A 13,888-nucleotide genomic window follows, 5' to 3' on the forward strand; every position below is an offset into this window, starting at 1 on the left:
GTGGTCAGGGCGTAGTAGAGTCTCGCAGACCCGCGGCCGGGTCTCCCGGCCCGGCCTGCGGAACCACCCCCGGACCGGCACCTGGTCCGTACCAGCCCGCACCCCGTCCGCGCCGAACCACGCCCCCACCGACCCCGCCGCCCGCACCCCGTCCGCGCCTGGCACTTCCCGACCGAGGACTCCATGCGTCTGCGCAGCAGCTCGATCCGCGCGAAGATCATCGCGCTGCTCCTGGTGCCCATCGTCGCCCTCGCCGCCCTCTGGGCGTACGCGACGCTCACCACCGCCGGGGACGTCTGGAGCCGGCTGGACCTCAGCAGGACGTACAAGGAGTTCGGCACCCCGGTCGACCAGTACGCGCACGACCTGCAGAACGAGCGCCGGGCCGCCGTCATGCGGCTGGCCGACCCGGCCTCGCGCGCCGCCCGGGACGCCCTCGAACAGGCCCAGGCCGTCACCGACCGGGACCTCGCCGTGCTGCGGCAGAAGAAGGACACCGGCGGCGGCCGGCTCGACGAGGCCCAGCGCGGCCGCCTGCTGCAGATCCTCGCCGCCGCCGACCAGCTCCCCCCGCTGCGCGCCCAGGTCGGCCGCGCCGCGCTCAACTGGGAGTTCGCGCTCGCCCAGTACACCGACCTGGTCAAGCCCACCTTCGGCTTCCGGTCCGCCTTCGTCGCCCGCCAGAGCGGCCAGCTGCCGCGGCAGGGCACCATCCTGACCGAGCTGGTGCGCGCCCGCGAGTACCTCTCCCAGGAGGACGCGGCCATGGAGGGGCTGCGCACCGCGCCCGGCCGCCCGACCGCCGAGCAGTACCAGGTGGCGCTCGACGCCCTGCACAACCAGCAGGCCCTGTTCACCGTCTACATCGCCGAACTGGACCCGGTCGACCAGGCCGACTACATCGCCCTGCGCGGCGGCGAGGCCTGGGCCTCGCTCGCCCGGGCCGAGGCGGACTTCGTCGGCGCGGGCGGCCCCGAACGCGTCGTCCAGGCGATCAACGGCAGCGACTGGCGGCGGACCGCCGACCACGCGCTCGGCGACCTCGCGGCGATCAACACCCGGCTGGCCGGCACCATCGACGACCGCGACCACTCGTACGCGGTCGGACTGCTCTGGCGCGGCGGGATCGCCGGTGTGATCGGCCTGGTCGCCGTGGTGCTCTCGGTCCTGATCTCCTACCGGATCGGCCGCGGCCTGGTCCGCGAGCTGATCGGCCTGCGCAACGCCGCCAACGAGCTGGCCGGGACCCGCCTGCCCTCGGTGATGCTGCGGCTGCGCAAGGGCGAGGCGGTGGACGTCGCCGCCGAGGCCCCCGAGCTGGAGTTCGGCCCGGCCGAGATCGGCCAGGTCGGACGGGCGATCAACGCCGTGCAGCGGGCCGCCGTCGAGGCCGCCGTCGAACAGGCCGAGCTGCGGCGCGGCGTCTCCGCGGTCTTCGTCAACCTGGCCCGGCGCAGCCAGGTGCTGCTGCACCGCCAGCTGACCCTGCTCGACACCATGGAGCGGCGCACCGAGGACCCGGCGGAGCTGGAGGACCTCTTCAAGGTCGACCACCTCACCACTCGCATGCGCCGGCACGCCGAGGGCCTGATCATCCTGGCCGGCGGCTCGCCGGGCCGGGCCTGGCGCAAGCCGGTGCGGATGGTGGACGTGGTGCGCGCGGCGGTCGGCGAGGTCGAGGACTACGCCCGGGTGATCGTCCGGCCGTTCCCCGGCACCGGGCTGCTCGGCAGCGCGGTCGCGGACGTCACCCACCTGGTCGCCGAACTGGTCGAGAACGCGGCGGTCTACTCCCCGCCGGCCACCCAGGTCACCGTCCAGGGCGAGGTGGTGGCGCACGGCTTCGCGCTGGAGATCGACGACCGGGGGCTCGGGCTGAGCGAGCAGGCCCTCGCCGGGATCAACGAACGCCTCGCCGTGGAGCAGGAGTTCGACCTCGCGGACACCGACCGGCTGGGGCTGTTCGTGGTCAGCCGGCTGGCCCGGCGGCACGGCATCCGGGTGCACCTGCGGCCCTCGCCGTACGGGGGGACCACGGCGGTGGTGCTGATACCGCGCGAGCTGCTGGCGGAGGCCCCGGACGGGCTGCCGGAGCCGCCCGGTGCGGGCTCCGGTGCGGCCGCGGCCGGGGGACGGCGGGCGGCGGCGGGCCGGCGTGACCTCGTCGCGGTGCCCGCGCCCGGCGGGACGAACGGCGCGACCCCGGCGAACGGCGCGTCCCCGGCGAACGGCGCCCACGGGGAGGGCGGACGGCACCGGAGCAGCGGCGGGCCGCGCCCCTCGGCGCCCGAACCCGCGCGCACGCCCGGCGGACTGCCGCGCCGGGCGCGGGGCACCGGCGGGCCGGTGCTCGTCCCGGCGCCGGGCGGCGAGCCCGCCGAGCCGGGTACCGGCCGGCACCGGCGTGCCGGGGAGCGGGGCGCGGCCGGGGCGGACGCCGTGGCCGGGGCCCCCGCGCCCACCGTCCCGCCGGGTGACGCGGCACCGCGTGACGGGGCGCCGGCCGAGGCCGTCTCCCCGGGCGGCCTGCCGCGCCGCGTCCGGCAGGCGAGCCTCGCCCCGCAGTTGCGCGAGCGGACGGCGGAGAGCGCTGCCGCCGCCCCGGCCGGTACGGGCCCGGACGGTGCCGAGGCGGCCCGTGAGCGTTCGCCCGAGGAGGCCCGGGCCACCTTCGCCTCGTTCCAGCGCGGCTTCACCCGCGGCCGGGGCGCCACCGGCACCCCGGCCGCCCCCGCAGCGTCGCCGCGGCCGGCACCGTCGCCGCGGCCCGCGCCCGGCTGGCAGCCGCCGGACCCCGGGCGCCGCGCGATCAGCCCGGCGCCCGCCCCGGCGGCGCTGCCCGGCCCGTCCGGCGGCGAGCCGGCGCCGCTGGCCCGCCGCGCGCCCGTACCGCCGCCGACCAGGCTCGTCCGGGCTCCGCGCGTCACGGCGGAACCGGGCGCACCCGCCGGTCCGTTGTCCGACGGGCCGACCGAAGGCACCGCACCACCCGCACCACCGGCACGACCCGTTCGACCCGCACCGCACGCAGGACCCGCACCGCACGCAGGACACGCACCACACGCAGGACACGCACCACCCGCACCAGCGGAAGGAACAGATTCATGACCACTACGACGCAGTCGCCCGGAGACCTCAACTGGCTCCTGGACGACCTGGTGGGACGCGTCGCCGCCCTGCGGCATGCGGTGATCCTCTCCAGCGACGGCCTGGCCACCGGCGCCTCCCGCGACCTCGACCGCGAGGACGCCGAGCACCTGGCCGCCGTCGCGGCGGGCTTCCACAGCCTGGCCAAGGGTGCCGGCGGGCACTTCAAGGTCGGTGGCGTGCGCCAGACCATGGTCGAGCTGGACGAGGCCTTCCTGTTCATCACCGCCGCCGGTGACGGCAGTTGCCTGGCGGTGCTGAGCGAGGCCGAGGCGGACATCGGCCAGATCGCCTACGAGATGGCCCTGCTGGTCAAGCGGGTCGGCGAGCACCTGGCCGCCGAGCCGCGCGCCGACGTGGCCCCGCCCGGGAGATGAGCGGTCCGATGGCGGACGAGGAACCGACACCGGTGCCGCCGGATCCGGACCAGGCCCCGGTCTCGGGGCCGGGCCCGGGACCGGACGGCCCGGGGCCGGACGAGCGGGAGCCGGCCGGCCCGGACGGGGACGAGCCCGGGCTCGACCTGTTCCAGCCGCGGACCCCGGTCGACGACCGCTGGTTCGACGACGACGCCGGCCCGGTGGTGCGGCTGTACTCGATGACCCGCGGCCGCACCCGGCCGGTCGAGGACGGCCTGTTCGACCTGATCTCGCTGATCACCGCCAAGGACCCCGCGCCGGCCACGGGGGCCGTGCCCGCGCACGTGCTCGACCCGGAACACCAGACCATCCTGGCCTGGTGCCGCCGGGAGCCGATCTCCGTGGCCGAGCTCGGCTCCTACACCGACCTGCCGGTCAGCGTCGTGCGCGTCCTGCTCGGCGACCTCTACGACGCCGACCTGATCAGCGTCACCCGACCCGTTCCGCTCGCCGAGCTGCCGGACGAGCGCCTGCTGCGAGACGTGATCAATGGACTCCGTGCGCTCTGACCTCCCCGCGACCGCGTCCGCCCCGGCGCCGGCCGCCCCGGCGCCGGCCGCCGGCGACCGGGCCAACGACCCGCGCTGGCGGGGCGGCCCGGCGGTCGCGGTGAAGATCCTGGTCGCCGGCGGCTTCGGCGCGGGGAAGACCACCCTGGTCGGCTCGGTCAGCGAGATCCGCCCGCTGCGCACCGAGGAGGAGCTCAGCGAGCTGGGCCGCCCGGTGGACGACACCGCGGGCGTGGAGGCCAAGCGCACCACCACCGTGGCGATGGACTTCGGCCGGATCGACCTGCGGCCCGGGCTCGCCCTCTACCTGTTCGGCACGCCCGGCCAGGACCGGTTCTGGTTCGTCTGGGACGAGCTGGCCCGGGGCGCGCTCGGCGCGGTGGTGCTCGCCGACACCCGGCGGCTGGCGGACTGCTTCCCCTCGGTGGACTTCTTCGAGCAGCGCGGCATCCCGTTCCTGGTGGCCGTGAACTGCTTCGAGGGCAGCGAGGTCTTCGCGCCCGAGGAGGTCCGGGACGCGCTCGACCTGGACCCGGGGATCCCGGTGGTGCTCTGCGACGCCCGCCTGCGCGAGGACGGCAAGGAGCTGCTGGTGGCGTTGGTCGAGCACGCGGCGGCCCGCCGCCGGAGCGCCCCGGCGGCGGTCTGAGGGGCCGCGGCGCGGCTGCGCCGGTGCCCTCCACGGCGGGTGGCGCCGCGTCAGCGTCTCATTCCGGTGTTCACATGCCGGACGATTCCAGCGCGGCAGGTTGCCTTGACCGGCCCGGCGTGGAAGGCTCTGGGAAGAAGGCCGCCCGGCCAGCCGCCGGGGTGCCTCGAACGTGCCGCGCACCGAAGGTGTCCGGCACGTGCGTCGCAGCACGCCACAGGGACGTGCCGGCGCACCGGGACCAGAGGGGGGAGGGCCGCACCGTGAACGCCGAGCAGCGACGTGCCGCGGCCGTGTCCGCCGCCCTGGTCCTTCCCGCCCCGGTCACCCCGGCGCTGACCGTCCGGCGGTACATCGACCACGCGCTGATCTGCAGCGCCTGCTGTCGCTGACGTCGCCACCCTTCGCCGACCACCTCACCGTCGCCGCCGTCCGCCGTCCCGGGAGCCCTCCCGGCCGGTTCGGCCCCTCCGGACCGCCCCACCGGGTCCGGCGGAAGGCGACGGCCCCTCGCACCGTCGACCCGGTACCTCCGGACAGCCGTCCGGCGGGCCGCCGTCGTCCCTGCCCGCTTCGCGGAGAGCACCAGTGAACCTCGCCAGCACCACCCTCCACCCGGCCACCGCCACCACCGTCACCGTCGGCGCCGTTCTCCGCGCCGCCGCGGGGACGGCCGGGGCGACACGGGCGATGCGGTGCGCGACGGGGGCCACCTGGCCGGATGGGCGCGGGAACCACGCCGTGGACGGAAGCAGAGGTCGGTACCCCGACCTTGAGCCGTTCTGGACGTCCCGGCAGCCGCACCTGTTCGATCAGACGTGTCCGGGGTCGCCCAGCGCGTCCCGGCACTCCTTCCGCTGACCTCGGGTCAGTCCTCGGCAGCACGCCCGGTCGACGCGCAGACGACTCCACCCCGTCCGTCACGCGCGAAATGAGCGGCATCATGTCCTCCACCTCCACCGCCACCCTTCCCCTTCCCTCCGCGACCCCGCACCTGCGCGCGGTCCGCTCCGTCTCCCCGAACCCCGACCGCCGCCACGGCGGGCCCGTCCCGCCCGTGACGGCCGGCCCGTCCGTGCCCGCACAGGCCCCCGGCCAGGCCCCGGTCGTGCCCTCGCTCCCGCCGCAGGCGCTGCTCGCGGCGCTGCCCGAGGGCGCGGCGGTGGTCGCCGCGCTCCCGCAGGGCTCGCTGCCGCAGGCCCTGCTCGCCCAGTACGGGGCGCAGTTCGGCGCCTCGGCGGGGCAGCCGATGGTCGGCTACCTGGTGCTGGTCCCGGCCGAGGGCGGCGCCGCGCCGGCCGGCTTCCCGGTCGCGTCCATCGGTGCCCAGGCCCAGGCCCCGGCCTCCGCCCCCTTCGGCTCCGCGCCCTTCGCCTCCGGCCCGTCCGCCGCCGCGCCGGTGTCCGCTGCCTCCTCCGCCACCGCGCCGTCCGCGGCCGGGAGCCACGTGCGTCCCGTGCGGCCCGCCGGCCGCGGCATCACCGTCGACGTGGAGCGCCGCAACGCCTACGTGGACGGGCGGCTGCTCGACCTCACCTACCTGGAGTTCGAGCTGCTCGCCCACCTGACCGAGCACCCGCAGCGGGTGCACACCCGTGACCACCTGGTCTCCGCCGTCTGGGGCTACGGCCACGTCGGCGACGGCCGCACGGTGGACGTGCACGTGGCCCGGCTGCGCCGCAAGCTCGGCGTGGCGTACCGGGACAGCATCGTGACGGTCCGACGGGTCGGCTACAAGTACACCCCGGTCGCCTGATCGGTTTCGCTGCGGGGCCGGGCGTTCCTCCGAACGCCCGGCCCCGCGGGCTTTGCCGGCCCGCGCGCGAGTGACGCGCCCTCAGATCCGCTGGTCCGGCGGCAGCAGCAGGACGGCGAGCGCGCCGGCGCAGGAGCGCGCGTGGCCGAGGAACCAGTCCAGCCGCTCGTCGGTGAGGTGGGCGGGCGTCGAGCGGACGGCGAGCGCGAACCGGGCCTGTCCGGCACCGTCCAGCACCGGGACCGCCACCGTGCGCACCCCGGCCGCCGACTCGCCGTCGTTGAGCGCGTAGCCGGCCGTCCGGACCTTCTCCAACTCCTCGTCCAGGCGCACCGGTTCGGTGATGGTCCGGTCGGTGAACGGCGGCAGCGGACCCAGGGTCGAGACGCCCGCGTCGCCGGGGCGCGGCCAGGCCAGCAGCACCTTTCCGAGCGCGGTGGAGTGCAGGGGCCGGCGCAGTCCGAGCCCGGTGTCCGGGCGGACCGAGGCGCCGACCAGGATCACCGCGTGGGGGCCGCTGCGGATCGCCAGGTCGGCGGCGGCGCCGGTGCGCCGCGACAGCAGGTCGAGCTCGGGTGCGGCCAGGTGCAGGCCCCGTTGGTGGAAGGAGAGTTGGCCCAGCTCGGCGACGGCCGGGCCGAGCCGGTAGCGGGCCGTCTGCTCGTCCTGCTCCAGGAAGCCGGCGCTGACCAGGGTGCGGGCCAGCCGGTGCGCGGTGGAGACCGACAGGGCCATCCGGCGGGCCAGGTCCGAGGCGCTCAGGTCGGGGCCGTTGTCGTGGAAGCAGTGCAGCAGCCCGAGGGCCCGCTGGACGGCCTGGGCGCCGGCCGGCGGTCCCTGGGCGGCGGTGGCGGCCTCGGCCATGGCACCTCTCGTTCTGTTCTCGGCTCCGGCCGGTTCACCGGAGTTGCTCCCAGACTATGGCAGCGGGTGCTGCGGGAATGTGTCAACGGCGTTGCAAAAGGATGCCGTTCATGAACAACCGATCCCATGATGTGGCAAACCCTTGTCCATTGGCCGCTCGTCGTGGAACGCTCGGCACAGCGCATCGGACGAGTCCCGTCCACCGCGCGCCGACCGCAGGAAGGAGCAGCGCCGTGACGTACCGCCGGTGCCCCGCCCCCTGCGCCTGTTGTCGCTGACGCGCCGCTCCCGTCCGCGTCGACCACCCTACGCAACTCCACGCCCCGCCACGCCTGGTGACCCGTGCCGCGCCGCGCCCCGCCGCAGCCGCGCGCACCCTGCCGCAGAGGACCAGCCCACCGTGCCCAGCCACGACCGCCCCACCGCCGCCGCCGCGGCTCCGACCGCGACCGCCCCCGAGGCGCCCGACACCCTCTGGTTCACCCGCTGCCCCGTCCCCACCGCGACCGGCATCGCGGCCGACCGGGGCTGGCTGGGCCGGGAGTTCGCCGCCGACGGCATCGCCGTCCGCTCGCTCCAGGACGTGCCGCCGGAGGTGGCCGCCGACCACCACTACACCCACGCCCTGACCGGACTGTTCCGCGAGGGCGGCAACGTGCCGGCGCTCTGGGCCCGTTCGCGCGGCGAGCGGACCAGGCTGATCGGGCTCACCTGGATCGAGGAGCGGCAGGTCGTCCTGGTCCGGGCCGGCAGCGGCATCACCGGTCCCGGGCAGCTGCGCGGCCGCAGGCTCGCCGTCCCACGACATGGGATCGCGATCGACTTCTGGCGGGCGATGGCGCTGGCCGGGCTGCACGGAGCGCTCTCGCTCGCCGGCCTCACCCTGGACGACGCCGAGCTGGTGGACGTGCCGGCCGCGCCGGACGGCGGCCAGTGGGCCGCGGAACTGGCCGCGCTGCGCGACGGCGTGGTGGACGCGGTCTACGTGAAGGGCGCGCTCGCGGTCGAGGCGGCCCGGCGGATCGGCGCGGAGGTCGCCGTCGAGCTGGACGCGGCGCCGGACCGCCGCGCCCGGGTGAACAACGGCACGCCCCGGCCGATCACCGTCCACCAGCAGCTGCTGGACGAGCACCCGGACCTGGTCGCCCGCTTCCTCGCCGTCCTGCTGGAGGCGGCCGACTGGGCCGCCGAACGCCCGGAGGAGGTCGCCCGCATCCTGAGCGCCGAGACGGGCGCGGGGGAGGAGGGCGTCGCCGGCGCCTACGCCCGCGGCGGCCACCGCACCCTGCACCTCGACCTCTCCGAGGAGCGGCTGGCCCTCCTGGAGCAGCAGAACCGGTTCCTGGAGCGGCACGGGTTCCTGGCCGGTCCGGTCGACGTCCCCTCCTGGGCCGACCCCGAGCCGCTCCGTGCCGCCCGTGCCCTCCTCGCCGCCCGCCGCGCCGAAGGGCGGACGCACGGCGGCTGACGGCCCACCGGTCCCCGAAGCCCTCCGCCGGCCGGCCCGCCCCCGCCGGCGCCCCCCGCCCCCCGTCGGCGTCCCCCGAACTCGCCGACGCCCCCGACCCGACCTCGCCCCCTCTCAGGAAGTCGACCCGTGAACCCCTCCCGCCTCGCCCTCGCCGCCGCCGCCCTGCTCGCCACCACCGCCCTGGCCGCCTGCGGCTCGTCCGCCGACGGCGCCGGGAACTCCGCCGCCGACGGCAAGTCCGAGGTGGTCCTCCGGGTGCCCGACCCCGGCAACAACGGCTTCCTCGCCCTCGGCAAGAAGGACGGCTCGCTCGACCGGGCGCTGGGCGCCGTCCACGCCAAGGTGGCCTGGACCGGCAGCGCCGGTCCGTTCGCCCCCGCCGCCCAGGCGCTCTCCGCCGACCAGCTCGACGTCGCCCAGGGCTCGATCACCTCCGCCGTCGCCGCGCTCGCCCAGAAGCCCGGCTTCAAGCTGTTCGCCCAGACCGCCCCCGACGGCGTCGGCGAGGGGATCCTGGTGAAGAACGACTCGCCGATCAAGAGCGTCCAGGACCTCGTCGGCCGCAAGGTCGCCGTCAGCCAGGGCGGCACCAGCGAGTACCTGCTGCTGAAGGCGCTGGAGAAGAACGGCGTCCCGGCGGACAAGGTCGAGCGGGTCTACCTGCGGGCCGACCAGACCTCGGGCGTCTTCAACTCCGGCCAGGTCGACGCCTGGGCCACCTGGAACACCTTCTCCACCCCGTCGATCGCCAACTCCGGCTCCCACTTCCTGGTCAACGGCAAGGAGGTCGGCTCCGACAACTACGCCGTCTGGGCCGTCCGCAACGGCTTCGCCGACAAGCACCCCGAGGTGGTCAGGGCCTTCTACGACTACCTGCGCGAGAACGGGCTCAAGGAGAAGGCCGACCCGGCCGCCTACCTCAACGTCTTCACCGACTCCGGACCGACGGCCGTCACCCCCGCCGAGAAGGACGTCGCGATCGAGGTCTCCCGGCAGGGTTCGGCCGTCGGCGCCATCGGCGAGGCCGACATCACCCGGTTCGGCACCGTCGCCGCGTTCTTCGCGGACCAGAAGGTCACCAAGCAACTGGTCGACGTCAAGCCCTACCTGATCGACGTCGACAAGCTCGGGTCGGGTGCCAAGTGACCGTCACCACCGACCCGTTGAGCGGCCCCGCGGACGCCGGACCGAACGCCGCCGGACCGGACGCCGCCGACCGCGGCACCGCCGCCGGAGCTGGCACCGCCGCGCCGGACGCCGACCGCGGCACCGCCGCCGCCCGCGCGGCCGGCCTGGTCGAGCCCCGCACCCGCCTGCGGGCCCCGCGCCCCCGGGCGCTCGCCCTCGGCCTGCGCACCCTCGGCCCGCTGGCCCTGCTCGGCGGCTGGGCCCTCGCCTCCGCCACCGGCGCCCTCACCCAGGACGTGCTGGCCTCGCCCGCCCAGGTGGCCGAGGCGGTCGGCGAACTGTGGGGCAACGGCCAGCTCGCCGACGCCCTCACCGTCTCGCTCACCCGGGCCGGCCTCGGCCTGCTGATCGGCGCCACCGCCGGGCTGGTGCTCGGCGTCGTGACCGGCTTCTTCCGCCTCGGCGAGGAGCTGCTGGACTCCGCCGTCCAGGTGCTGCGCACCGTCCCCTTCCTCGCGCTCGTCCCGCTGTTCATGGTCTGGTTCGGCATCACCGAGACCGCCAAGGTCGCCCTCATCGGCGTCGCCACCAGCTTCCCGATGTACGTGTCGACCTCCGGCGGCGTGCGCAACACCGACCGCAAGCTCATCGAGGCCATGCGCAGCTTCGGCCTCGGCCGCTGGGCGATCGTGCGCACCGTCGTCCTGCCCGGCGCGCTGCCGGCGCTGCTGTCCGGACTGCGGCTGTCCATGACGCTCAGCGTGATCGCGCTGATCGCCGCCGAGGAGATCAACTCCACCGAGGGCATCGGCTACCTGATGGCCCAGGCCCAGAACTACTCCCGCACCGACGTCCTCGCCGTCTGCATCCTGGTCTACGGACTGCTGGGACTCACCGCCGACGGCATCGTGCGCCTCCTGGAGCGCTTCCTGATGCCCTGGCGCAAGGCCACCCAGGGAGCCACCCGATGAGCACCGCCACCGCCCCCGCGCCCGACACCGTTCCCGGCCCCGTTCCGGCCGTCCATCTGCGCGGCCTGCGCCGGGTGTTCGGCACCCGGGCCGTCCTCGACGGCGTCGACCTCGACATCGACCGCGGCGAGTTCGTCGCCCTGCTCGGCGCCAGCGGCACCGGGAAGACCACCCTGCTGCGGATCCTCGGCGCCCTGGACCGGGCCGACGCCGGCACCGTCCTGGTGCCGCCGGTGCGCACGGTGGTCTTCCAGGAGCCCCGGCTGGTTCCCTCCAAGCGGGTGCTCGCCAACGTCACCGTCGGCCTGCCGCGCGGCGCCGCCACCCGGGAGACCGGGCTCAAGGCGCTCGCCGAGGTCGGCCTCGACCGGCACGCCGACGCCTGGCCGGCCACCCTCTCCGGCGGCGAGGCGCAGCGTGCCGCGCTCGCCCGGGCGCTCGTCCGCGAGCCGCAACTGCTATTGCTCGACGAGCCGTTCGCCGCCCTGGACGCGCTGACCCGGCTGCGCATGCAGGACCTCGTGGGCGACCTCGTCCGCCGCCACCGGCCCGCCGTCCTGCTGGTCACCCACGACGTGGACGAGGCCGTGCGGCTCGCCGACCGGGTCGCGGTGCTCCGTGACGGCGCGCTGGTGCGCGACGAGCGCGTCGCCGTCGAGCGCCCCCGCGACCCGGCCGACCCGGCCTTCGCCGAGCTGCGCCGGCGCCTGCTCGCCGATCTCGGCGTCCACTGACCCACCCCGGACCTTCCCCACCCCCGCCCGCACCACAGGAGCTGATCCCCGTGACCATCACCCTCGGCGTCCACGCCAGCAACCCCTCGCTCTACTACCTCTCCCGGCTCGCCTACCTGGACGAGGAGCTGGCCCCGCTCGGGGAGAGCGGCGCGTTCCACCACTACCGCGACGGCACCCGCACCGGCGAACTGCTCGCCGACGGCACCATCGACTTCGGCGGCACCGGCTCCACCCCGCCGGTCACCGCCCAGGCCGCCGGGCACGACCTCGTCTACGCGGCGGTCTCCGCGCCCCGCCCCGACCACGGCGCGCTGCTGGTGCGCGCCGACGGCCCGGTGCACACCGTCGCCGACCTCAAGGGCGGCACCGTCGTCCTCGCCATCGGCTCCTGGCAGACCCACCTGCTCGCCAAGGCCCTGCACGCCGAGGGCCTCTCCTACGCCGAGGACGTCACCGCCGTCCGCCCGGCCGCCGGTGAGGACCAGGCGCGGCGGCTGCGCGAGGGCGAGATCGCCGGCTGGATCGCCCAGGGCGCCGAGCTGGCCGCCGCCCGCCGCGACGGCGGGTTCCGCGAGCTGGTCCGCACCGGTGACGTGATCACCGACCGCTCGGTGTTCTTCACCCGCCGGGGCTTCGCGGCCGAGCGCCCCGAGGTGGTCGCCGCGATCGCCGCCGCCCTGCGCCGCGCGGACGCCTGGGTGGCCGCGCACCTGCCCGAGGCCGCCGCGATCGCCGCCGAGGACCTCGGCGGCACTGCCGAGGACTGGCACACCGCACTGGCCGGGCTGCCGTGGCGGCTGGAGCCGGCGACGGCCGCGTTCGTCGCCGAGCAGCAGGAGGCGGCCGACATCTTCCACCGGGTCGGCTTCATCGACCGCGCGGTGACCGTCGCCGACGCCCACCTGCCCGCGCTGGAGGCCCCGGTGGCCGCCGCCGTCGCGCCCGCCGCCGCGCCCGGCACCGGCTCCGAGGCGGTCTGACCGATGGCCTCCGAGATCCTCTGGTACATCATCCCGCGCGAGGGCCACTACCCGTGGGAGCCGGCCGGCCGCCGCCCGGTCGACCTGCGCTACCTCCAGCAACTCGCCGGCAGCGTCGAGCGCCTGGGCTACACCGGCGCGCTGCTGGCGACCGACCTCTACGACGTGTGGGACCTCGGCAACGCCCTGGCCGCCGCCACCACCCCGGCGTTCAAGCCGCTGCTGGCCGTCCACCCCGGGCTGGTCTCGCCCACCCTGCTGGCGAAGATGGCGCTCAGCTTCGACCACCTGCACGGCGGACGGCTGCGCTTCAACGTGGTCAACGGCTCCACCGAACAGCTGCGCGAGTACGGCCTGCACGTCGAGCACGACGACCGCTACCGGCTCAGCGCCGAGTACTGGTCGATCGTCAAGCGCCTCACCGCCGGTGAGGTCTTCGACCACAAGGGCGAGTTCTACGACCTGCGCAACGCCGGGGCGAGCCTGCGCGAACTCCCCCCGGTCCAGCCGGGCGGCATCCCGCTGTGGTTCGGCGGCAGTTCACCGGCCGGCATCGAGATGGCCGCCGAGCACGTCGACGTCTACCTAACCTGGGGCGAGCCGCCGCAGCAGCTGAAGGAGAAGCTCGACCTGGTCCGCGCGCGGGCCGCCGCGCACGGCCGCAGCCTGCGGATCGGGCTGCGGCTGCACCTGATCGTCCGAGACACCGAGGACGAGGCCTGGGCCGCCGCCGACCGGCTGCTCGACGTCACCAGCGAGGCCACCTACGCCCGTCAGCTCGGCGGGGTGCGCGGCGAGGACGGGGTCGGCTGGCAGCGGCAGTTCCGCCAGCACGGCGGCAAGGTGCCCGCGCGGGCACGGGAGCTGGAGGTGCACCCCAACCTCTGGCCCGGGATGAGCCTGTTCCGCCCCGGCCCCGGCACCGCCGTGGTCGGCTCGACCGCCCAGGTGATCGAACGGCTCCAGGAGTTCGAGTCGCTCGGCGTGGACACCTTCATCCTCTCCGGCAACCCGCTGCTGGAGGAGGCCCACCGGGTCGCCGAGACGGTGCTACCCGCGCTGGGCGTCCAGCGGCGGTAGGGCGCCCGGCAGGACTCCCGTCAGGACGCCCGGGGGCGGGAACCCGGGCTGGGCCCCGGGCAGGACGGGGAACGGCAGCGGCGAGGTCAGCGCCAGCTGCCGGGCGAACCGGGCGACGGCCCGGAGGAGGTACGTCCGCACGGCGGGCTCCCGAGGTCTCGAAGGACGCGTACGGAC

At 76.0% G+C, this 13,888-nt stretch carries 14 protein-coding genes; 12 read left to right on the forward strand and 2 right to left on the reverse strand.

Annotation, left to right across the window (positions count from 1 at the left end; all coding sequences use genetic code 11):
- The first annotated feature begins 183 nt into the window (after nt 1-183).
- From ACF1AK_RS13070 to ACF1AK_RS13095, 6 genes are all read left to right on the forward strand, one after another.
- Nucleotides 184-3,108, forward strand: coding sequence for a nitrate- and nitrite sensing domain-containing protein (locus tag ACF1AK_RS13070; RefSeq protein WP_391498860.1), 2,925 nt, complete (start codon nt 184-186; stop codon nt 3,106-3,108).
- Complete coding sequence (locus tag ACF1AK_RS13075; RefSeq protein WP_380297310.1) at nt 3,105-3,524, forward strand: roadblock/LC7 domain-containing protein; 420 nt, start codon at nt 3,105-3,107, stop codon at nt 3,522-3,524. The genes ACF1AK_RS13070 and ACF1AK_RS13075 overlap by 4 nt, the downstream gene beginning before the upstream one ends.
- Nucleotides 3,525-3,745: 221 nt before the next feature.
- A complete protein-coding gene (locus ACF1AK_RS13080) occupies nt 3,746-4,075 on the forward strand; it encodes a DUF742 domain-containing protein (RefSeq protein ID WP_391499059.1) in 330 nt (109 codons plus the stop codon).
- Nucleotides 4,056-4,724, forward strand: a complete 669-nt coding sequence (locus ACF1AK_RS13085; protein WP_391498861.1) for an ATP/GTP-binding protein — start codon at nt 4,056-4,058, stop codon at nt 4,722-4,724. The genes ACF1AK_RS13080 and ACF1AK_RS13085 overlap by 20 nt, the downstream gene beginning before the upstream one ends.
- A gap of 263 nt (nt 4,725-4,987) precedes the next feature.
- The gene (locus ACF1AK_RS13090) at nt 4,988-5,116 is read left to right on the forward strand and encodes a hypothetical protein (RefSeq protein ID WP_380297305.1); all 129 of its coding nucleotides are present in this window, start codon (nt 4,988-4,990) and stop codon (nt 5,114-5,116) included.
- A 551-nt stretch (nt 5,117-5,667) separates the two neighbouring features.
- Nucleotides 5,668-6,480: a winged helix-turn-helix domain-containing protein gene (locus ACF1AK_RS13095; RefSeq protein WP_391498862.1), complete on the forward strand. Its 813-nt coding sequence runs from the start codon at nt 5,668-5,670 to the stop codon at nt 6,478-6,480.
- An 81-nt stretch (nt 6,481-6,561) separates the two neighbouring features.
- Here the strand turns inward: ACF1AK_RS13095 and ACF1AK_RS13100 are convergent, their stop codons facing one another.
- On the reverse strand, nt 6,562-7,344 hold the full coding sequence (locus tag ACF1AK_RS13100; protein WP_391498863.1) for an IclR family transcriptional regulator: 783 nt from the start codon (nt 7,342-7,344) through the stop codon (nt 6,562-6,564).
- A 400-nt stretch (nt 7,345-7,744) separates the two neighbouring features.
- Between ACF1AK_RS13100 and ACF1AK_RS13105 the strand changes: the two genes are divergently transcribed.
- The 6 genes from ACF1AK_RS13105 to ACF1AK_RS13130 all read left to right on the forward strand — a co-directional run bounded on the left by ACF1AK_RS13105 (nt 7,745) and on the right by ACF1AK_RS13130 (nt 13,711).
- Entirely contained in the window at nt 7,745-8,812 is a 1,068-nt protein-coding gene (locus tag ACF1AK_RS13105) for an ABC transporter substrate-binding protein (RefSeq protein ID WP_391498864.1), read from the forward strand.
- Between the two features lie 129 nt (nt 8,813-8,941).
- Nucleotides 8,942-9,961: an NrtA/SsuA/CpmA family ABC transporter substrate-binding protein gene (locus tag ACF1AK_RS13110; protein WP_391498865.1), complete on the forward strand. Its 1,020-nt coding sequence runs from the start codon at nt 8,942-8,944 to the stop codon at nt 9,959-9,961.
- Nucleotides 9,962-10,107: 146 nt separating this feature from the next.
- A complete protein-coding gene (locus ACF1AK_RS13115; RefSeq protein ID WP_391499060.1) occupies nt 10,108-10,914 on the forward strand; it encodes an ABC transporter permease in 807 nt (268 codons plus the stop codon).
- Nucleotides 10,911-11,648, forward strand: coding sequence for an ABC transporter ATP-binding protein (locus ACF1AK_RS13120; protein WP_391498866.1), 738 nt, complete (start codon nt 10,911-10,913; stop codon nt 11,646-11,648). Before ACF1AK_RS13115 ends, ACF1AK_RS13120 begins: the two co-directional genes overlap by 4 nt.
- A 50-nt stretch (nt 11,649-11,698) precedes the next feature.
- Nucleotides 11,699-12,631 carry an ABC transporter substrate-binding protein gene (locus ACF1AK_RS13125; protein ID WP_391498867.1) on the forward strand — a complete coding sequence of 311 codons (933 nt, stop codon included), beginning with the start codon at nt 11,699-11,701 and terminating at the stop codon, nt 12,629-12,631.
- 3 nt (nt 12,632-12,634) lie between these two features.
- Nucleotides 12,635-13,711 (forward strand): LLM class flavin-dependent oxidoreductase, encoded by a 1,077-nt coding sequence (locus ACF1AK_RS13130; RefSeq protein ID WP_391498868.1) that lies wholly within the window; start codon nt 12,635-12,637, stop codon nt 13,709-13,711.
- On the opposite strand, the gene ACF1AK_RS13135 is transcribed toward ACF1AK_RS13130, so the two are convergent.
- Complete coding sequence (locus ACF1AK_RS13135; RefSeq protein WP_391498869.1) at nt 13,682-13,852, reverse strand: hypothetical protein; 171 nt, start codon at nt 13,850-13,852, stop codon at nt 13,682-13,684. The two genes, ACF1AK_RS13130 and ACF1AK_RS13135, sit on opposite strands and share 30 nt — an antisense overlap.
- Nucleotides 13,853-13,888 lie beyond the last annotated feature (36 nt).

The sequence above is a fragment of the Kitasatospora sp. NPDC015120 genome (assembly GCF_043080305.1).
Lineage (GTDB): Bacteria > Actinomycetota > Actinomycetes > Streptomycetales > Streptomycetaceae > Kitasatospora.